Raw genomic sequence first — 19,516 nt, 5'->3', positions numbered from 1 at the left:
ACAGTGCCGACGCGATTCCGGGGCATACCGCATAAGAGCCCGCCTCATGGACGCCGTATCCCAACTGTTTACCAAGCAACAACTGAACTCGCTGTCGGAAGATACGCATACGCCGCTGTATTTTCAGCTTTACACCCTGCTGAAAACCGCCATCGTGAATGGCACGCTCGAGCGCGGTGCGCAGATGCCCACGGAACTCCAGTTAGCGGAAGCCTTTGGGGTATCGCGCATTACCGCCAAGCGCGCCATGGATGAATTGGCTGCGGAAAGTTTTGTGGAACGAAGACGCGGCAAAGGCACCCATGTTATTTACCAGTACAAACCGCGCCCGGTGAAAGCGCCGCTGGTGGCAATGCTGCAGGAAATTGAAAGCATGGCTCGCCACTCGGATGTAAAAGTCCGCGCCTGTGAGCAATTGCAGCCCCCGGCCGAAATACGGGAAGCACTGGGACTGGAGGCCGGAGAGCAAGCCCTCTACCTCGAGCGCGTCCGGGCGAGAAATGGCTCCCCTTTCGGACACTACGTCAGCTGGACCACCGGACTGGACGGCAAAATTTCCGCACGCCAATTTAGCAAGACGCCGCGACTGGAAGTCTTTCGCGAACACGGGCTGGAAATATCACACGTCACCCAGACATTGAGCGCCATCGCCGCCAGTGAACCGGTCGCCAGCGAACTGGACATCGCGCCGGGTGCACCACTACTCAGCCTGACCCGGCGCTCCTACTGCAAAATTAACGGCGAGGAAAAGCTCGCAGATTTTATGCAAGTCTTGTATCACCCCGACCGTTTTCAGTACCAGATGGATTTGACCGCGGAAGACCTCAAGGCCGGCTAGTGGCCGGCGCACTTCCGCAATCGAGTCAAACGCCCGGCTGAAACCCCTTCGGCAGCCCCGCATCCGGTGTGAATCCGTACAGGGGAACATCGGTTAAGGCTGCCTGAAGTACCTTGCGCGCTTCGAGCATTTTGTCGAAGTCCACCCCGGTACGCAGCCCCATGGCCTCCAGCAGGAATACCAGATCCTCGGTCACGATATTGCCGCTGGCGCCGGGAGCAAAGGGACAGCCACCAATCCCCCCCATTGAAGCATCCACCGTCGTCAGGCCGGCTTCCACCGCCGCCAATACGTTCGCCAGGCCCTGGCCACGGGTATTGTGCAAGTGGATGCCGGTGAGGCGATCGCGCCCCACCGCCTCGTGCACCCGGCCAATCATTCGCCGTACCTGCACCGGGTTGCCGTAGCCGGTGGTATCCGACAGGCCCACTTCGTCGCAGCCGGCGTCGATCAAGGCTTCCGCCATACGCACCACCAGGTCCTCACTCACCGCGCCTTCCAGAGTGCAGCCAAAACAGGTGGAAAGACTGCCCTCCAGATGCGGGCGCTGCGCCTGCGGTAATCCCCGCAGCAAATCCGCAACGCCGCGCACTTCATCCAGCACCTGCGCGTGCGTGCGGCGCAGGTTTTTCAGGCTGTGGGTCTCACTCACCGAAAGCGGAATCGTCAACTTGTGAGCGCCCGCGGCAACCGCGTCGGAGGCGCCGCGTAAATTCGGCACCAGCACGGCCACGGTGACCCCTGGAATTTCTCGCGCAAAACGCACAATTTCCGCGGTATCCGCCAACTGCGGCAGGATCTTGGCGGGTACAAAAGAACCCACTTCAATTTCGCCAAACCCGGCGGCGGCCAACGCGCTTATCCACGCCTTCTTGTCTTCGGTGGCCATGATCTGGGGGATGCTCTGTAACCCATCCCGCGGCCCCACCTCACTGATTTCGATATCCACCTTTGCCATTGATCAACTCGCTTTGCCGGCTTGCTTAAAAGATCTATTGTTATATCATATATGCAATTAAGCAGCGAGAGCTACCCCCGGTTGCCGAGCCAACCCGGATAAACCAATAATTGAACGGCGGAGAAATGCCATGGCTGACACCCCCAACCTGCCCCTGCAGGGCATAAAAGTTATCGAATTCACCCACATGGTGATGGGGCCGGCCGCTGGCGGAATTCTCGCGGACCTCGGCGCCGAGGTCATCAAGGTAGAGCCCTACCAGGGCGACAATACACGGCGCCTCAAAGGTTCGGGTGCAGGTTACTTTGCCATGTACAACCGCAACAAAAAGAGCCTGGCGCTCGACCTGAAATCCGATGAAGGACGCACCCTGGCGCTCAACCTGATCGACAGCGCGGATGTGGTGATCGAGAACTTTCGCCACGGCGCCATGGACCGCCTCGGATTCGGATACGACGCTCTGAAAGCGCGCAATCCGGGCATTGTGTACTGCTCACTGAAGGGCTTCCTGAGCGGCCCCTATGAAAACCGCACCGCCCTGGACGAAGTCACCCAGATGATGGGCGGACTCGCGTACATGACGGGCCTGCCAGACCGGCCGCTGCGCGCGGGCACCTCAGTGGTCGATATCACCGGCGGCATGTTTGGTGTGATTGGCATACTTTCAGCACTGCAACAGCGCCAGCACACCGGCGAAGGCCAGCGTGTCACCAGTTCCCTGTTCGAAACCACCGCGTTTCTTGTTGGGCAGCATATGGCCCAGCAGGCGGTCACTGGCGAAGAACCCCCGCCCATGTCCGTGCGCCGCAGTGCCTGGTCCATCTACGATATTTTCCACAGCGCCGAGGGCGAGCGAGTGTTTGTCGGCGTGGTGAGTGACACCCTGTGGCGGGCCTTCTGCGCGGAGTTTGCGCTCGATGAGCTGGCAGCGAACGAAGACCTGGCAACCAATGCCGGACGGGTAGCCGCCCGGGAAACCCTGATTCCACAGATCGAAGCCCTGTTCGCCAGCCTCAGTAAGGAAGAAATGATGCAGCGCCTCGATCGCGCCGGCATTCCCTTCGCCCCCATCAACAAACCCGCCGATTTATTTGACGACCCGCACCTCAACCACGGCGGTGGCCTGCTCGACCTGGATTTACCGGAAGGCGGCAGCGCGCGTTTGCCGGCACTGCCCATTGAGTTGGGACACGGTGCCGATATTCACCGTCCGGGTGTTCGACACAACCTGCCCCTCGCCGGCCAGCACAGTACGGAAATTGCGCGTGCCGCGGGCTTGAGCGAACAGGATATTCAGGACCTGATCGATCGCGGCATTCTGCGGGACAAAGCGAACACGCCACAAAAGGAAACCGCCGAGGCCTGATGCGCACTGCGCCCAACGAAAAAACCGGAGCCAGTGCTCCGGTTATTTTTGGGGTATCCCCGGCTCTGTCCTTCTCGACTATTTTTCCGGTTTCCTTTCAGGTTTCCTCTCCGGTTTACCTGCAAGCGCATCGGTTAGCGACGCAAACCACCCATCCAGCGACGCCGCACCAAGCAGCTGAAGCGTCGATTCACACACTTTGTCAATCGCGCCCCCGTTTACCTGCGCCGCGGACATCAGGGTATGGCACTTATCCATTAGATCCTGACGTTGTAACGGGTTTTCCGGATCGCCCCAGGCATCGGCAATCTGTACCACCTGCTCACTGCCATCATTGAAGCGCACGCTGACCCGAGCACCAAACTGCTGTGGATATTCCCGGGAAATATCCTGGTCTTCGAGCACCCGCACCTTGCCTCGCAAAGCGGCTACCGACGGGCGATGTAACTTATCCGCCTCGAAGGACGCCAGGCGTGGCCGCCCCTCCAGCAGGCAGATGGCAACACAGTGTTGCAGACTGAATTGCGCCTGAATTCGGTCGGCGGGTAGCGGCCGATCACAAAATGTCAGCGCTTCGGCATAGGTCGCCACTGTCACCGATTCGATTTCCCGAACCTGGCCTGAGTTCAAGTCCAGGGCCAAGGCGCCGTCGATTGCACTGTGGGTGTGCCGGCAGGCAGGCCAGGGCTTAAAACTGCAATCAAAGATCAACCAGGGACCTTCCGGATCTGCGGTTACCGCTTCCGGCATCGCATCCGCGGAGGTAGCGCCGTACAAGCCTTGCGCGCCTTCCAGCAACCGCGCCGGGCCGCGAAATTCTTCCGCCGCCAGCATTGCGGCCATCACACCGGTGCGCGCTGCCTCGGCGTTGTGTAGCTGCTTGCTGTCGGTCGGTTCATGACGCATCTGCCAAAGCCCGCCGGTGCGTGTGCCAGCGTTACCCAGCGCCCACACCCACTGCTCCGGCGACAGTTGCAACAGGCTCGCGGCAGCCGCCGCTGCACCAAAGCTGCCGCAGGTAGAGGTGTTGTGATAGTAGCGATAATGACCCCGGCCCAGTGAGCGGCCGATACGTATCACCGCCTCGTAGCCGATCACTATCGCCTGTAACAGTTGCCGCGGTGACGCCTTGATTTCCTGAGCCACCGCCAGTGCCGCCGGGATCACCACCGGGCCCGGGTGCAGCGTTGATGTGCGGTGCACATCGTCCATTTCCAGAACATTGCCCACCGCCGCATTTAGCCACAATGCATCGGCCCACGCGTAGCGCTGACCATCCACACAGAAATGATCCCCGCTCCCGCCAAAACGCGACAGCGTACGCGCGATTTTTTCGGCCACAGGGCTCTGCACCCCCAGCGTTGCGCACCCTACCCAGTCCAGCAGGTGCCATTGTGCCCGGTCCAGATCTGCATCGCTGGGCGAACGCTGCAGAAGCTCGACCAGCTCGGTCAATATTGTCGACGGGCGCTTCATGGCTTGAACTCCGCCGATACGGCCGACCCAGCGTAATCGCGAAATGCCCAGGGGTGCGCTGTCGCCCGCGCCTGCTCAAACTGCGCAATCGCCTCACGGTCCTGCAACGTCTGCGCAATGGGATCCAAACCTTGCAACAGCATTTCACGGGCACCCTCATCGAGGGAAAACACACAGTGCTGCCCGCCCTCGCCAGTGACCTGCATCTGCTCCAGGTCAATGGTGAGGCAATGGCGCTGCGGATCCTGTTGAACAAAATCTGCCAGTGCGCGGATATCCCGTGCGGGCAACACCACCGGCAATACGCCGTTGCGAATGCAATTGGTGTGAAAAATTGCCCCGAAACTCTCCGCGATAATCGCGCGAATACCGTATTCGACCAGCGCCCAAACCGCGTGCTCTCGCGACGAACCGCAGCCAAAGTTTTCACCGGAAAGTACGATCGAGGTATTGGCATACGCCGGCTGATTCAGCACAAACGCGGGGTTGGCCTCGCGACCGCCGGGCATGGTATAGCGCCACGCGGCAAATAGCCCCTCGCCCAAACCCAGTTTGGATACCCGCTTCATCTCCCGCGAGGGAATAATGGCATCGGTATCAATATTGCGCCGCAGCAAAGGTGCGGCAACACCGGTGTGCGTTGTAAACGCCTTCATCCAATTGCCTCCTGTAGTGCCGCCGCGTCCGCTCCGGTATACATGTTCTCTTCAGGTACCGCGGCGCGAATACAACCGGCAATGGCCGATGCCGCGACGGTCGCAGGGCTTGCCAGGTGTGTGCGCGTACCGGGGCCCTGCCGCCCCTCAAAATTGCGATTGGTGCTTGAAACGACCCGCTTTCCGGGACCAAAGGTTTCGCCACCGGCGTAGAAGCACATGGAGCATCCGGAATCCCGCCACTCAAAGCCGCTCTCGATAAAAATCTTGTGGAGCCCTTCCGCTTCCGCCTGCCGCTTCACCCGGCGGGACCCAGGCACCACAACGCCGGCCACACCGGGGGCAATTTTTTTGCCGCGCAGGATACTGGCCGCCAAGCGCAAGTCGCTGATGCGGCTATTGGTACAGGAACCGATAAACGCGGCATCAATAGCCAACTCGGCCATCACCTGCCCCGGCGCAATCCCCTGGTAATCCAGCGCTTTCTGCGCGGACTCTGCCCCGGCGGAGGGAAAGTTGTGTGGGTCGGGCGCGCAGCCGCTTACGGGCACCGCGTGCTCCGGACTGGTGCCCCAGGTCACCATTGGCTGTATTGCATCGGCATCGAGGATAATTTCGCGGTCGAACACCGCGTCCACATCACTGCGCAAACTGCGCCAATAGTCCGCGGCCTGATCCCAATCATCTGCGCTGGGTGCGTGATCCCGCCCTTTAAAATAGGCTTCGGTGATTGCATCGGGTGCAATCAAGCCGGTAAACGCAGAAAATTCGACGGCCATATTGCACAGTGTGAGGCGGGCTTCCACGCCCAGCGCCTCGATAGCACTGCCGGCGAATTCCACCGCGTAACCGCTGCCGCCGTCGGCACCATAGGCGCTAATAAGATGCAGAATCAGATCCTTGGCGGTTACCCCCGGCTTCAATTGACCGCGCACGGTTACGCGCATGGTCCTGGGCTTGCGCACCCGCAAGGTATTGGTGGCCAGCGCGTGCTCCGCCTCACTGGAGCCAATGCCCCAGGCCAGCGCCCCAACAGCACCGAGACTGCAGGTGTGGCTATCCGGGCATACCAGGGTAAGACCGGGGAGTGCAATGCCCTGCTCCGGTGAAATCACATGGGCTATACCCTGGTCCGGGTGATCAACATCAAACAGCTGCACCCCACTTTTATTCGCCGCTGCACGGGTTGCCACAATAAAGTCGGTACCGGAAGGCATCAGGGTTTTGTCCCCGCGCCCGGGAAAAGTGTCGACGATGTGATCCATGGTGCAGAACACCCGCTGCGGATCGCGCACCGGGTAGCCGGCACTTTCCAGGCTTTGCAGGGCGATGGATCCCGTGCGCTCGTGCAGAAAGATCCGGTCAATATAAATCAGCGAGTCCCCGCCCGGGAGCAGGCGCACTTCGTGGGCCTGCCACAATTTATCAAACAGGGTGGTCGGGGATGCCGCCCCGGCAACAGGTGCTACCGCGCTCATTCGATGACAAGCTCCACAAGCTCGTAATGGGTCTGCATGTAACCGGCAACACCGGCGCGCAGCAGTATGTAATCATCGTCTGCGGTGACCCACACATCGTAGGGCGGGTGCTCTTCGGGCAGGTCCGCCGCGGTATCGGTTACCTGAAAATGACGGGCGCGAAACTCCCCGGCCTCCACCCGAATATCCTCTTCACCCACATACACCAGCGAAAAGCCCATCGGGAAAAGCATCGGGCCGGTAGCGCCGCGGTGATCCGGGGAAGACAGCATCATGTTGGGAAAGTGCTGCTTGCCGGGCCCGTGCGTAAGGTCATACAGCTTCATCAGCAACCCATCGCCGAAAATCGGGTGGCATTGCATCCACGCGATCGGCTGCTTGAGTTCAATTTTCTGATGAATACGGCCATCGCGGTGATTGATGGTTTCACACTCGACAGCATTGTCGCTAAACCGAAACCAGCCACTGCCTTCAAACCGATGCCCTACGGTCAGTCGCACCGAGCAGTCCTTGGGCGCGGAGGTTTTGTGATCCAGCGCCTGACTGACATCGCGAATGACTGGCGGCGCATCATCAATTTCACAGTGCGCCAGCAGTACATCGGTGCCATCGGGTTGCTGGGTGAGCGTAAAGTACTCGCGGCCACGCTCCTCGTTCATGCGCTCCGGCTTGCGGCTGGCGTATTGCAATTTTCCGCGAATGGTTCGGTACCCTTCTCTCGCCATTGTCAGAATTCCTCAAGTATTTCGTGAACCGGTGTGTGTTGGATTTTATGATTGAGCCGTTTGACTCATTTGAATTTCGCCGGGCGTTTTTCCAGAAACGCCGCCGTACCTTCCCGGCAATCCTCCGCCGTGAAGGCCTCGTCAAACAGGGATTGCAACTGCTCCGGCGTGTGCTGGCCGTAGCCTTCGATACTGGCGAGCATCGCCTTGATACCGCAGAGCGCGTACCGCGACGCACCGGCCAGCTTTTCGGCCAGGGTATCGCAAGCGGTTTGCAATTCGGCCGCCGGCAGCAGCTGATTCAGCATGCCGATCTGCAGCGCGCGCTGGCCATCGAACAGATCACCACCGAAAAGAATCTCACGGCAATGAGCCGGCCCTACAAGCCGATGCAGCCGACGGGTGTCTCGCTCGCTGTACAGCAAACCCAGCCGCGCCGGGGTAATACCGAAGGTTGCGTTGTCGGCGGCAAGACGGTAATCACAGGCAAGCGCCAGGCCACAACCACCGCCCACACAGGCGCCGTAAATCAGCGCGATGGTTGGACGCGGGAAGGCTTCGAGGCGCGCCTGCGCCTGTTGAATCCGACGGTTGTTTTCTGCGAGCCGCTGCGGATCGGCGGCCAACTCGGCAAATTCCGAGATGTCCGCACCGGCGCTGAAGGCCCGCTCGCCGGCACCGCGCACCACCAGCACCCGCACCGCGGGGTCGTCGGCCAGCTGCACCAGAGCATGCTCCAGCTGCTCCCACATCCCCCCATCCACGGCGTTGCGACGGGTTGGATTGTCGATAACCAGCGTGGCAACACCCTGGTGAATCTCCGCGGTAATTAACCCGCCCATATTCTCTCCTGATTCCTATGACCGCCCGTGGCGTTCGCGCGGCTTCACTGCACCGCCTCAAATGCTATATACATATATCTTTATATTCAATCACAAGATACACTTCTGATCAGAACATTCCCGCCCAGCACTCTCGGGCAGGGACGACGACTTCCACCGGCACTGACTCAGGGTGTTGCCATGCACACACAAACCGTTCTGATCACACTCGTTCTCTACAAACTGGTGTTACTCGGTATCGGCCTGTGGGCGCGGCAGCGCACGCGTGACAACAGCGATTTCTTTCTAGGCGGGCGCAACCTGGGGCCGGTTGTGGCCGCCATCAGCTACGGGGCCAGCTCCGCCTCCGCCTGGACCCTGCTTGGCATGAGTGGCGCGGCCTACGTAATGGGCCCCGCCGCGCTCTGGCTCGCACTGGGTGCGATGCTCGGCTGCGCGATTGCCTGGCTCTGGATAGCTCCGCGCCTCCGGGTACACAGTCGCGAGCGCAACCAGCTGACACTGACCGAATTCCTCGCCGAGGATGCCACGCCCAATCGCGCGCGGCAGATCAATATCCTGGCCTCTGCCATCGTACTGTTCTCTTTTGTGTTCTATATCTCTTCGCAATTCCAGGGTGCGGGCAACACCTTTGCGACGACCTTTGCCATGCCCGCCGCGGAAGCCATTGTGCTCGGCGGGTTGATTATTGTTGCCTACACCCTGCTCGGCGGATTCTGGGCGGCGAGCCTCACCGACACCCTTCAGGGAGGGCTGATGCTGGTGGCCGCCATCCTGCTGCCGGCGGTGGCCTGGCACGCGGCTGGTGGTCTGCAGGGCGTACAGCAGTCACTGAACATGTCGGAGCTATCACTCGCCCTGCAGCTTACCGCCGGAAACCTCGGTATTACTGCCATTGGATTTGTCGTCGGCGGGCTGGCGGTGGGGGTTGGCACCTTCGGCCAGCCGCACCTGCTCAACCGGTTTATGGCACTGCGCGATGCGCGCGCGTTGCGACAGGCTCAGGTCATCTCCATCGCCTGGTTTGTCATCGTTTTTGGCGGCATGTTTCTGCTCGGCATTCTCGGCAGAGTCCTACTCCCGGTGGTCGACAATCCGGAGACGCTGTTCTTCTTGCTGACCACAGAACTGTTGCCACCCGTGCTGGGGGCCATACTGCTCGCAGCAGTGCTTTCCGCCATCATGTCCACCGCCGACAGTATGTTGTTGGTCGCGGCAAGCTGTGTATCCCACGACCTGGGGTTGGCCAGACGGTTTCCACAGCGTGCACTGTGGATCTCGCGGTTTGCCATGCTACTGCTCGCGCTGCTGGCAATCGCCCTCGCGATAGGTTTGCCCAGCAGTATTTTTAATCGGGTCCTGTTTGCCTGGGTGGCGATTGGCTCCGCCTTTGGCCCGGTGATCTTCCTGCGCCTTGCGGGTATGTCGCTGTCCGGTGAAAGTGTGCTTTGCGCTATTCTGACCGGGTTTTCCAGCGCGGTTGCCCTGTACCTGCTGCCCAATAGCCCTGGGGATATCGCCGAGCGGGTGATTCCTTTTATTGCCGCAACCGGCGTACTGCTGGCGATGCGCAAACGTTTTACAGCAAGCCCAGATTCGGCTGCGGTCGGGGCATGAATTGGGCGAACCACTGTGCCAGGGCAATCAGCTGCAAATCGCTACCGTGAGGACCGATGATCTGTAGCCCCAGTGGCAAGCCTTCACCATCCGTGCCCATGGGCACACTGATCGCCGGATGGCCGCTCATATTCGCCATATTGGTCAGGTCCGCCTGACCGGCGGGCGCGGGCTCGCAAAAATCGAAGGCGGCCTGGGGCGCGGTGGGCAACACAAGAAAATCACAGTCTTCCAGCCACGCGGCCATTTTTACCACTGCCTTATCCAGACGCCGGTCGGCACTGGCAAAATCCACCGCACTTTTACCGATGCCGTAGGCGATCAGCTTACGCAATGCGGGGGAAAAGTATTCCGGATGCTCGCGCAATAGCGGTTGCTGGTCGACAAACAGATCCACCTCGCACAGCATCAACCCGGCCCGGCGCGCGCTCGCGCAATCCAGGCTCTGCAGATCCTGACGCCGCTGCTGCGCACCGGCATCGGCGAACCGCGCCAGCGCACTCGTGTAGGCACTCTTAACCGATTCGGTCACACCCAGTCCCTGGGTAACATCGGCGTAGCCGATCACCAGCTCGGCGGGATTCGGATTCCACTGCTCAAATAAAACGTTCGCCGACTGCGCACACCCCGGATCGTAGCCCGCCATCAATGGAAGGATCAGGCTGAGATCTCCGGGGGCGCGCGCCAGCGGGCCGATGTGATCCAGGCGCCGGCTGAGAATACGGCTGCCACCAATACTCACTGCGCCACGGGTGGGTTTGATCCCGGAAACGCCGCAATAGCTCGCCGGAATACGCACGGAGCCCATGGTATCGGTGCCCAGTGCAAACGCGCAGAGCCCCGCAGCCACCGCAGCACCGGAACCGCCGCTGCTGCCACCCGGCGTAAATCCCCCGCGGTGCGGGTTGATGCAACGGCCGTGGTGGTAATTATCGTTAGTCGCACCCAGTGCGGCCTCGTGCAGGTTGAGCTTGCCCAGAATGATGGCACCGGCGCGGCGCAACTTGTTCACCACAAAACTATCGCGCTGGGCCACCGGCGTATTTTCCGGCAAGCCGAGCCCAGCAGTGGTTACCAGCCCTTTCACATCGATATTGTCTTTGACCGCAACCGTCAGGCCGTCGATCGCCGATAGCACCTCGCCCCGCTGACGCCGCGCATCCGATGCCTGTGCAGCAGCCAGGGCACCTTCCCGGTCCACGGCAAAATAACAGTTGAGTTTTGGGTTCAACTGATCGATCGCAGAGAGAACCTGCTGAGTCAGCGCCACACTGGAAAGTTCGCCTTCCCGCATCAACGAGGCGTGGATGGCAGCATCCTGCAGCAAAAATTCGTAGTCGACGCTTTGTGGATTGTTCAATTCAGTGATCACCCGAGGTCTCCGGTTCGACGCAGTTTTGGATCAAGGCTGTACGCAGGCTATCCGCTGAAGCGCGTATCCTTCAGGCGCAGGGGCTTTTGTCGTTTGTCTACTTCCGTCAGCGCGGCGGTGCCGCCAACGGCCACGAGCTCGACCGCCACCTCTATACCAATCTTCCGTTTCAGGGTTTCTGCGAAAACGGCTTTCAACCCGTCGAAATCCGACTCTGGCACCTGCACTTCGGCAATGAGTTGAAACTCATCACGCCCCTCGGGGGTGCGAATTGCGCGGCAGAAAAACTCTCCGGCAAATTCCGGGTGCTCCGCCAACATGCCGCCGATTCCGTGCGGATAAATATTGATACCGCGGATTTTCACCATATTGTCGGAACGCCCTACAAAGCCGCGAATGCGCCGGAACGGCAAATCAAACGCGTTGTCGCCGGGAATTTCTTCGGTCACATCACAGGTGTTGAACCGGATCACCGGGTATACATCGTCTTTGTAAAGACACGTCACCACCATGTTGCCGCGCGCACCGGGGGTTACCGGCTTGCCGGATTCAACATCCAGAATTTCGAGATACTGTGCATCTTCCCAGACATAAAGGCCATCGTGATCCGGACCTTCCGCTGCAATACACCCGGTGTCTGCAACCCCATACCAGTCGAATAGCTCCGCACCACCCCAGGCGGCACTCAATGCTTCGCGGGTCTCCTGCCCCAGGTGTCCGATGATCATGTCGACCTTGATATCTTTCCCCGGTACCAGCCCTTCCGCGTTCGCCACATCGGCGAGCTTCTTGATGTAATCCGCAAAGCCCACCAGCACATTGGAACCAAACGTGTGCATCAGGTTGACCTGCTGCACAGAGCGGGTTTCTACACCGGTGCCTGCCGAGAGGAAAAGCGCATTGGTGTAGCGGCTTACCGCCTCGCGAATATAGTGGCCGCCGTTGATCATGCCGTGACCGTAGCAAGACTGGACGGTGGCCGCCGGCTTGAGCCCCATAAACCGATAGGAACGGCCGACGAGCAGAGACTGGACTTCGCGGCCACGAGCGCCAAACACAATCGGCTGCGGCGTGCCTGTTGTACCACTGGTGGTATGGAAGATGACGGGTGGCCGCTGCTCCGGGGGCAGATGCTCGAAGCCATTGAAATCGCCGATGGGCGGGTACTCGGCAACGCTGCGCATAATGTCGGACTTGGAGTAAACCGGCAGGCGCTCAATATCATCGATGCTGCGGATATCCTCCGGACGAACACCGGCCTCCCCCCACAATCGCTGATAAAAAGGAATTTGCCAGCCCCGCGCCACCAGCTTTAAAAACCGCTGATTCTGCTCTTCGCGCAACTGCGCGCGGGACATCCCCTGGTAACGACTGAGCAACGCATCCCCCAGAGGAAATTCCTGCAACATCGCCGGGTAGTCAAAGCTTTCGTAATAGGTCGGGTAACTCATCGGGTACTGGCTCAATAATAGTTGGGTACTTGGCGGTACAAGGTTATGAATTCGATGATCACGCGGAAACCGGCGGGGCCGTGATTGCCCCAGAAGTTACAGGGGTACATATTTTGTCGATCAGGCAACGCACATCCTGCAACGATTCCAGCTGATCAATGGCATCAACTAATTCCTGGACATGCGTTTCTGCCAGCGGCTTGCTCGCCAGGGCACAGCAGCGCCGGAATTTTTCCAGCTGACGCGCGCGCGAAAATGGTCGCTGTGGATGCCCAAGCACAGCAGGTAGATCGATCGCCAATTCGCGGCCATCGCGCAACACAATTTCTACGCGCTGTGGCGCCAGCGCGTTGGGATCATCACTCGCATTCGGTGCCATGCTGATCCGCGCCGCCAGGGACAGACGCATAGGGTCGCGCAGTTTTTCCGGCTGGTAATCCGTGAGATCAACACGACCGGTAAGCAGCCAGGTGGCCGCGATATACCCCATGCACAGCTTGGCGTAATTGTGTCCCATATCGGAGCGCGCGGGCCTGTCGACCAGTCGCCGCACCAGGGGTGGCGCTTTGATGCAGACAGTTTCGATATCGTCTGCAGAAAACCCGTGTGCGCTCTGCAAGCTGATAATGCCATCGAGACCACCGTGGGCAGCGCGCCCGGTCGGGAATGGCTTGTGGCTGATACGGGTCATTTGCCACTCTGTGCCGAGTAATGCAAAAGCGGCGCCCGCATTGCCCGCATCTTCGATCAGGTTGAAAAAGCCAAATGGCCCCGCGAGAAAATCTGCCGGCCCATCCAGACCGGCGGCCGCCATATCCAGCGCCATAATGGCATTGCGCGCGTTGAACGCGACCTGCATGGGCAGCGTAGATGAGCCCTCGAGATGGGCCTGCATGGTGCCGCAGCACTGACTGTACATAATCCCCAACGCGTGACGGGTTTGCGTGCGATTGAGTTGGGCGAGTTTGCACAGGCCGGCGACGGCACCCAAGGCACCACAGATCCCGGGCCGGAAAAAACGCATGGGGGCCTGCGCGCACTGGCCCAGTACCGTGGCAACATCCACGGCAATATTGAGCGCGACGATCAGTGGCTGCCCACCGATTGTTTGATGCTGGCTGCGCTCGATATACGCAATCAGGCTTGCCAGGATTACCGCCATGGGGTGAACAACCGCCGCCTCATGCACGCAATCAAATTCCTGATTGTGAATCTGATAGGCATTCTGCATTGCCGCCAGAGGGGCCGAGATACGCTCGCCGGTACTCCACCGGCGAGCGCCCGGTTGGTCGGCATCGATACCCCCCCACTGCCCCTGCGCAAGTGCGAGCAGCTCCGCGGAAAAAGGTACTCGCGATCCGGCAATTCCCACGCCCACGGAATCGAGCACAAAAATACGGGTCGCCGCCACCGCCTGGGGTGACAGATCGGCGTACTCGGTGGACTCCACGTGATCGAGAATCCGCTCTACCCACTCATCCATCGCCATTACTCGGGTAATTGCTCAGGCGCACGCAGTGCAACGCGCGCAGGTTGATCGACGCATTCACGGGCAAAGTGTTCGGCTATATCACTGCGGCTTGCCAACCACACGCCCTGTTTGCCGCGCACATATCGCAAAAATTCTTCCAGTGCCCAGATGCGCCCCGGGCGCCCGATAATCCGCAAGTGCAAGCCCAGGGACATCATGCGCGGCTGCTCCGCCCCCTCTTCATACAACACATCAAAGGTGCGCTTGGCGTAAGTCAGCCAGTCTTCCGGTGTCAGGGAAGGTGCAGTCCAGAATTTCATATCGTTGGAGTCCAGCGCATAGGGCAGGATCACCATGGGCTCCGGAGAGCCGTCCACAGCGCCCCAGAAAGGCGCGTCCGCGCTGTAATCATCCATGTGATAAAGAAAACCCTCCTCCTGCAGCAAGCGGCGGGTGTTATCCGTATGCAGGTAACGAGAGAGCCAGCCGCGCGGGCGCTGGCCGGTGGTGTGCTCAATGGAGTCCGCCGCCTTGCGAATAAATTCGCGCTCCTGCGCTTCGTCCATATGAAACTGGTGCATCCAGCGGTAACCGTGGGAGCAGGCTTCGTGCCCCTCGTCGCGGATTGCTGCGGCAATATCGGGCGCGCGCTCGAGGGATACTGCGGCTGCGGTAAAGGTTGCGCGCACGTTATATTTTTGCAGCAATTTATGAATGCGCGGCCAGCCTTCCCGCAAACCATATTCGTAGTTGCTCTCGTTGCCGTGCATTCTGAGCGGCTTTTTTAATACCACACCGAGTTCATCCACAGGCTCGGGGCCGCGGTCACCGTCGAGCACTGTGCTCTCTGAACCCTCTTCCACATTGACCACAATCGACAGCGCCAGGCGCGCACCCTCGGGCCACGTATAGTGGGCGCTGCCATTTGTTCCAATTGTCTTCTCTGCTACATCCGGGCTCATATCATTCATCCTGTTGCCTATCCGCCGGTTGTCACCGCGGACACAAATCACTACATCAAATTGATTACACAGTTCGCTCGATCAGCTCGATCAGCTCACCCGCGGTCCCCTGCAGCATCGCAACCCGTCGCCCAGCATAGGGCGCCTCGGTGATTCTGCGTGGTGACTGGATCAAGGTAACGCCGGCAGACGCCAGTTGGTCAAAGCTATCCACCTCGAAGCTGATGCTGGCAATGCCTGCTGGCAAGGTTCCTTCGCTAACGATATGCGGGCGGGCCGGCGCCAGTTCATCGATCTCGATCAGGCTCTGGCCGCGCAACGAGACTGTCGCTACCGGATGCTGCTGCTCAAGGGGCAGTCCGAATGCCTGGTTGACGACGGTAATTCGGGTTTGAAATTGCAGGCACTGGGTGCCGGGAAAACCCTCGTAGAACGTCATCGACGCTGCGCGATCTGGCACGCTCACCACGGGAATAAATAAACGGTCCACCGGGCACCGCGCCCGCGGCAGATCAAATGGCGGCACCTCGCCACTGATGCGAGTGAGATACAACACCTCGCCACAGGGCCCGGCAACCTGACTTGCACGAATCTTGTCGGACAGCTCCAGATCGGCGGCGGGCCTCAGCACTTCAAACCCCGATGCGCTGCCCTGCTCCTGAATCGTCTGCGCCAGTCCGTCCACATCCTCCACCACCACTTCCAGAGCCATCCAACCGTGGTAGTGCAACGGCGTTGTGGTGCTGACCGCCGGATCCTCCACGATCCGCACAAACGGCTCACCGAGGGCGTTTTCCAGCAAGCACTGGCGGGCACCGGCCAAGCCCGGGCAACCCCACAAGTCAGCCAGCGCCGGACTCACGAACTCCATGCCGCAGGCACTCTGATTTAGCGCTAGAAATTGTTTGTAGGCGGCCACCGCCCGATCGAGGTCGCGGGTCACCAACGTGGCGAATACCGATGGCCCCAAAGAGGCACTTGAGACTTCCGACAAGAGCACTTACCTCCGCTACCAAGCCTGATATTTTTATGTTCAGAAAGCTTAACGGGGCGTCGGAAATTGGGGTTGACTATTGTCAAGGCGACCGAGTGATGGGCGTTTACACTGCGTAAACAGTAAGGAATCGATTGCCGGAGGCTTTTATGTCTAGCATGTCTAGCAAGTCAAGAAAAACACCACCGGGCTGGCATGTGATTGGCAAACACGGCGTGTTTCCAAAGGCCAATCACGACGAAACCGCCCGCTTTAATTTTCTCACAAACCTGAACATGCATGTGGCACAGGAAGTCATGCCCGGGGTTCAATCGGCTTATGAAAAGCGCGCACGACCCCGCTTTGAATCCGACAAGGGGCGCCCGCCCGCCACTCGCCAGGAAGTGCGCCGCCTGATGGAGGCAGACCCCTACTACCAGACCTGGAGCTCCCTGCGGCGCAACATCATGGAAATGCGCCAGCAAAATGGCCGCAGCCTCGCCTATCGCCAGTGGGACCAGCTCAACCAGAAAGCCGCCGATCTCAACAGCGGTAGCACCCAACTGCAACTGGACCCGGCGCTGCCCTTGCCGCGCTATGTTTCGGCAGTGGACATCCACTGCATGCCCGGGTGCTACTACACAGAGTATTGTGAGGACGATGTTTCGGTCGCTGCGAACTACGACTCCGGCATCTTCGTGACCACCGCCGGTATGCTGGGCAAGTACAGCGATGGCGGCGGCCAGGCAATCGTGGCCTGGCTACACGAGCAGGCAAAACAAGGGTTCAAACCCAAGCGCATTCTGGATATGGGGTGCACCGTGGGCCACAACATCGTACCCATCGCTCAGGCTTTCCCGGAGACGGAAATCGTCGCCGTGGATGTCGCCGCGCCCGTGTTGCGCTACGCCCATGCCCGCGCCAAATCCCTCGGGGTCGAGAACATTACCTTCCGTCAGGCCAATGCGGAAAGCCTGGATTATGCCGACGGCAGCTTTGACCTGGTGATTACCTGCATGTTTCTGCACGAGCTCTCGTCCACCGCATTGCCCAATGTGATCAACGAAACCCATCGCCTGACCCGCGCAGGCGGTCGAGTACTGCATATCGAACAGCCGCAGTTCACCGATGACATGCCCCTGTTCGAGCAGTTTATGCGCGACTGGGATAGCCGCAATAACAACGAGCCCTTCTGGGGCACCATGCACGATATTGACGTCTTCGCGCTGATGGAAAACGCGGGCTTCGCGCGTAGCAAGCTCTCCTCCATCGGCCTGACCGCGGTGGTAGACGAGAGCCTGTTCCCCAGCGCCGGGGATACCGACGATGCCGCTGAAGACTACGGACGCAAACCGGCATGGCATGTTTACGTCGCCGAGAAGTAGGAAACCACTATGAGCAACGACCATATCTCCCTCGCCGGAACCAAAGCCAAGGGCAAGCGCCCCCAGTATTTTGAGCTGGCGGAAAGCGAACGCTTGATGAGTATCCTGCTGGCGGTAGCGGGCGAGCTCGCGGTCACCCGTGAACGCCTGGATACCATGGAGCGGCTACTGGAACAGAAAGGCCTGCTGTCGACATCCGACATCGAAACCTTTGAACCCGACAGCGAAGCCAGTGAAGCCCGCGCATTGCTGCATCAGGAATATATTGCGCGGATCCTGCGTATCGTCCAGCAGGAAAAAGAAGCCATCAACGAACAAAAATCCGCAACCGACGCCACATCACTGGAGAGCGTGATTCAGGAGCTGGCCGAGATCTGATGTCCGCAACCTGATCCAGGGCCCCGGGTTTCCGGGGCTGTTCTCTGCCGGTTTATCCCTGCTTGCCCCCTTCCCCGCTTGTCTATTTACTCCTTTCTCTCTTTCCGGCTTTTACTCACCTTTCCACTTTCACGCGAATTTCCTGCGGGCACAAAAAAGCCCCGGGGTGAGCGGGGCCAAACCACAAAAACAATCAAGGAGTCGATTGAATACTGAACATCGCCGTTACGCGGATTCCGCCGTCTGCGCCGTTTCACTGACACCACCGGCGACCGTTGTTGTTGGTATCAGATCAGGCTTTCCCGTGACCAATGGTACTGTTTCCAGCGCCCACTTCAGGTCCGGGTTGGTCTTGCGAGCCGGTGACGGAATGGTAAATACTTTTTCCCCTTCATACGCTTTCATTGCCCGCGTATCGATCTTCCAGCCCATATCAATATGCTTGCGCCGGATCACGCGCCAGGCACCCATAAACTTGTCCTGCTCTACAGACACTTCGTTCTCCAGGGTTTCCGGCAGATAGTTGGGGGACAGCGCCTCCACGATCTCCGCGTCCTGCTGGAATACGTTGCGGGTGCGTTTGATGGCGCCGCCATCGAACATAGGCCACTTGAAGAAGTTGCGTACCTGGATGGCAAACGAACGGGTGGTATTCTCGTCCACCGGGGTGTTCGCATCGAAAATCACCATATCCATCCACGAGTTCACCTTGATATGCAGGCGCACGCAGTGACCGGGAAGATAGAATGAAGGCGTCACGTAAGTTGGCTGTTTGTCCTTGCGGAAAAACTTCATCAGACCGAAATTGCCTTCCAGCTGAGGCGGGTGAAGCACATTGGAGGAGCGCCCCCAATACTCGCCACGCTCCACATCAATAATCTTGTTCTGGTCCGCCATTTCCGGATAACCAAATCCCGGGTGGACGAAGGAGGTATGCGCGATATCGATCCCGTTTTCCACCACCCGATCCACGGTGCCCTTCCAGGTGAAATCCAGGGATACCGGGCGCCAGTTGTCGCGGTCGTCGTACTCGGGGAATTCGGGAATCGGGTAACGCTCGGACTCCGGCAGATCACCCATAAATACCCAGATCATGCCGTAGCGCTCTTCCGTGGGATAGGCATCGATGCGCGCCCGCTCGGGGATGGGTGCGCCCTCACCGCGAGACGGAATAAACTGCACCTTGCCTTCGGAATCGAATTCCCAGCCGTGATACGGACAGGCAACGCAATTGCGATCGGTAGTCCAACCATTGGACAGGGAGCCGCCGCGGTGAATACACACATCACTCAGGCAGTGCACCTTGCCCGCCTTGTCCCGGTACAGAACGAAGTTCTGACCGAGCAATTTCGCCTTCACCGGCTTGTCCTTGACCACGTTTGACCATTCGGCCACATACCAAAGGTTGGTCAGCATTTTCCGCTACCTCGATTTTTCTGTTTAGGTACCGCTTGGTACGGTTTGCACCACCGCGGAGATCACTGTCTGAAGACAGTCTAGCGCCACAAATAGGCCCTAATTTGACTAATATCAACTGCCGAAACAGCCCAAAAATCACCTGGCCGCGC

General features: G+C 59.5%; 17 protein-coding genes. 5 read left to right on the top strand and 12 right to left on the bottom strand.

The genetic code is table 11. The annotated features are described in order from the left end of the window. Positions 1-46 precede the first annotated feature (46 nt). Positions 47-838, top strand: coding sequence for a GntR family transcriptional regulator (locus Q1A74_RS03130; protein WP_299592297.1), 792 nt, complete (start codon positions 47-49; stop codon positions 836-838). A gap of 25 nt (positions 839-863) precedes the next feature. Here the strand turns inward: Q1A74_RS03130 and Q1A74_RS03125 are convergent, their stop codons facing one another. Further along, positions 864-1,796 (bottom strand): hydroxymethylglutaryl-CoA lyase, encoded by a 933-nt coding sequence (locus Q1A74_RS03125; protein ID WP_299592295.1) that lies wholly within the window; start codon positions 1,794-1,796, stop codon positions 864-866. Between the two features lie 130 nt (positions 1,797-1,926). Between Q1A74_RS03125 and Q1A74_RS03120 the strand changes: the two genes are divergently transcribed. Continuing rightward, positions 1,927-3,162: a CaiB/BaiF CoA-transferase family protein gene (locus Q1A74_RS03120; protein ID WP_299592293.1), complete on the top strand. Its 1,236-nt coding sequence runs from the start codon at positions 1,927-1,929 to the stop codon at positions 3,160-3,162. Positions 3,163-3,240: 78 nt separating this feature from the next. Here Q1A74_RS03120 and Q1A74_RS03115 read toward each other — a convergent pair whose 3' ends face one another. From Q1A74_RS03115 to Q1A74_RS03095, 5 genes are all read right to left on the bottom strand, one after another. Beyond that, positions 3,241-4,638: an MmgE/PrpD family protein gene (locus tag Q1A74_RS03115; RefSeq protein ID WP_299592291.1), complete on the bottom strand. Its 1,398-nt coding sequence runs from the start codon at positions 4,636-4,638 to the stop codon at positions 3,241-3,243. Then, positions 4,635-5,294, bottom strand: coding sequence for a 3-isopropylmalate dehydratase small subunit (gene leuD / locus Q1A74_RS03110; protein ID WP_299592289.1), 660 nt, complete (start codon positions 5,292-5,294; stop codon positions 4,635-4,637). Before leuD ends, Q1A74_RS03115 begins: the two co-directional genes overlap by 4 nt. Further along, on the bottom strand, positions 5,291-6,772 hold the full coding sequence (locus tag Q1A74_RS03105; protein WP_299592287.1) for a 3-isopropylmalate dehydratase large subunit: 1,482 nt from the start codon (positions 6,770-6,772) through the stop codon (positions 5,291-5,293). Before Q1A74_RS03105 ends, leuD begins: the two co-directional genes overlap by 4 nt. Further along, positions 6,769-7,497, bottom strand: coding sequence for a hypothetical protein (locus Q1A74_RS03100; RefSeq protein WP_299592285.1), 729 nt, complete (start codon positions 7,495-7,497; stop codon positions 6,769-6,771). Before Q1A74_RS03100 ends, Q1A74_RS03105 begins: the two co-directional genes overlap by 4 nt. Positions 7,498-7,562: 65 nt before the next feature. Then, positions 7,563-8,339: an enoyl-CoA hydratase-related protein gene (locus tag Q1A74_RS03095; protein ID WP_299592283.1), complete on the bottom strand. Its 777-nt coding sequence runs from the start codon at positions 8,337-8,339 to the stop codon at positions 7,563-7,565. Positions 8,340-8,519: 180 nt separating this feature from the next. Here Q1A74_RS03095 and Q1A74_RS03090 point away from each other — a divergent pair, with 180 nt between their 5' ends. Beyond that, on the top strand, positions 8,520-9,956 hold the full coding sequence (locus tag Q1A74_RS03090) for a sodium/proline symporter (protein WP_299592281.1): 1,437 nt from the start codon (positions 8,520-8,522) through the stop codon (positions 9,954-9,956). Here the strand turns inward: Q1A74_RS03090 and Q1A74_RS03085 are convergent. The 5 genes from Q1A74_RS03085 to Q1A74_RS03065 all read right to left on the bottom strand — a co-directional run bounded on the left by Q1A74_RS03085 (position 9,919) and on the right by Q1A74_RS03065 (position 16,206). Further along, on the bottom strand, positions 9,919-11,328 hold the full coding sequence (locus Q1A74_RS03085; protein WP_299592279.1) for an amidase: 1,410 nt from the start codon (positions 11,326-11,328) through the stop codon (positions 9,919-9,921). The genes Q1A74_RS03090 and Q1A74_RS03085 overlap by 38 nt on opposite strands. 47 nt (positions 11,329-11,375) lie before the next feature. Continuing rightward, positions 11,376-12,779, bottom strand: a complete 1,404-nt coding sequence (locus Q1A74_RS03080) for a phenylacetate--CoA ligase family protein (protein ID WP_299592278.1) — start codon at positions 12,777-12,779, stop codon at positions 11,376-11,378. 58 nt (positions 12,780-12,837) lie between these two features. Beyond that, positions 12,838-14,262, bottom strand: coding sequence for an MmgE/PrpD family protein (locus Q1A74_RS03075; RefSeq protein WP_299592277.1), 1,425 nt, complete (start codon positions 14,260-14,262; stop codon positions 12,838-12,840). 5 nt (positions 14,263-14,267) lie between these two features. Then, positions 14,268-15,212: a polysaccharide deacetylase family protein gene (locus tag Q1A74_RS03070; protein ID WP_299592275.1), complete on the bottom strand. Its 945-nt coding sequence runs from the start codon at positions 15,210-15,212 to the stop codon at positions 14,268-14,270. Between the two features lie 64 nt (positions 15,213-15,276). Further along, a complete protein-coding gene (locus Q1A74_RS03065) occupies positions 15,277-16,206 on the bottom strand; it encodes a hypothetical protein (protein ID WP_299592273.1) in 930 nt (309 codons plus the stop codon). 149 nt (positions 16,207-16,355) lie between these two features. Between Q1A74_RS03065 and Q1A74_RS03060 the strand changes: the two genes are divergently transcribed. Both Q1A74_RS03060 and Q1A74_RS03055 read left to right on the top strand, forming a co-directional pair. Next, complete coding sequence (locus Q1A74_RS03060; protein WP_299592271.1) at positions 16,356-17,570, top strand: class I SAM-dependent methyltransferase; 1,215 nt, start codon at positions 16,356-16,358, stop codon at positions 17,568-17,570. Positions 17,571-17,579: 9 nt separating this feature from the next. Beyond that, on the top strand, positions 17,580-17,948 hold the full coding sequence (locus tag Q1A74_RS03055; protein ID WP_299592269.1) for a hypothetical protein: 369 nt from the start codon (positions 17,580-17,582) through the stop codon (positions 17,946-17,948). A 225-nt stretch (positions 17,949-18,173) separates the two neighbouring features. On the opposite strand, the gene Q1A74_RS03050 is transcribed toward Q1A74_RS03055, so the two are convergent. Then, complete coding sequence (locus Q1A74_RS03050; protein ID WP_299592268.1) at positions 18,174-19,364, bottom strand: aromatic ring-hydroxylating dioxygenase subunit alpha; 1,191 nt, start codon at positions 19,362-19,364, stop codon at positions 18,174-18,176. Positions 19,365-19,516 lie beyond the last annotated feature (152 nt).

Source organism: uncultured Microbulbifer sp., assembly GCF_947504145.1.
Lineage (GTDB): Bacteria > Pseudomonadota > Gammaproteobacteria > Pseudomonadales > Cellvibrionaceae > Microbulbifer.
Note: the sequence above shows the minus strand (reverse complement) of the source record. Positions and strands in the feature narration are given on the sequence as shown.

Bases quoted from the DNA above. Each gene is read 5' to 3' on its own strand.
- Q1A74_RS03115 (WP_299592291.1), bottom strand. From the start codon at position 4,638: ATGAAGCGCCCGTCGACAATATTGACCGAGCTGGTCGAGCTTCTGCAG.
- Q1A74_RS03075 (WP_299592277.1), bottom strand. From the start codon at position 14,262: ATGGATGAGTGGGTAGAGCGGATTCTCGATCACGTGGAGTCCACCGAG.
- Q1A74_RS03120 (WP_299592293.1), top strand. From the start codon at position 1,927: ATGGCTGACACCCCCAACCTGCCCCTGCAGGGCATAAAAGTTATCGAA.
- Q1A74_RS03100 (WP_299592285.1), bottom strand. From the start codon at position 7,497: ATGGCGAGAGAAGGGTACCGAACCATTCGCGGAAAATTGCAATACGCC.
- leuD (WP_299592289.1), bottom strand. From the start codon at position 5,294: ATGAAGGCGTTTACAACGCACACCGGTGTTGCCGCACCTTTGCTGCGG.
- Q1A74_RS03055 (WP_299592269.1), top strand. From the start codon at position 17,580: ATGAGCAACGACCATATCTCCCTCGCCGGAACCAAAGCCAAGGGCAAG.
- Q1A74_RS03125 (WP_299592295.1), bottom strand. From the start codon at position 1,796: ATGGCAAAGGTGGATATCGAAATCAGTGAGGTGGGGCCGCGGGATGGG.
- Q1A74_RS03070 (WP_299592275.1), bottom strand. From the start codon at position 15,212: ATGAGCCCGGATGTAGCAGAGAAGACAATTGGAACAAATGGCAGCGCC.
- Q1A74_RS03080 (WP_299592278.1), bottom strand. From the start codon at position 12,779: ATGAGTTACCCGACCTATTACGAAAGCTTTGACTACCCGGCGATGTTG.
- Q1A74_RS03095 (WP_299592283.1), bottom strand. From the start codon at position 8,339: ATGGGCGGGTTAATTACCGCGGAGATTCACCAGGGTGTTGCCACGCTG.
- Q1A74_RS03060 (WP_299592271.1), top strand. From the start codon at position 16,356: ATGTCTAGCATGTCTAGCAAGTCAAGAAAAACACCACCGGGCTGGCAT.
- Q1A74_RS03090 (WP_299592281.1), top strand. From the start codon at position 8,520: ATGCACACACAAACCGTTCTGATCACACTCGTTCTCTACAAACTGGTG.
- Q1A74_RS03130 (WP_299592297.1), top strand. From the start codon at position 47: ATGGACGCCGTATCCCAACTGTTTACCAAGCAACAACTGAACTCGCTG.
- Q1A74_RS03050 (WP_299592268.1), bottom strand. From the start codon at position 19,364: ATGCTGACCAACCTTTGGTATGTGGCCGAATGGTCAAACGTGGTCAAG.
- Q1A74_RS03105 (WP_299592287.1), bottom strand. From the start codon at position 6,772: ATGAGCGCGGTAGCACCTGTTGCCGGGGCGGCATCCCCGACCACCCTG.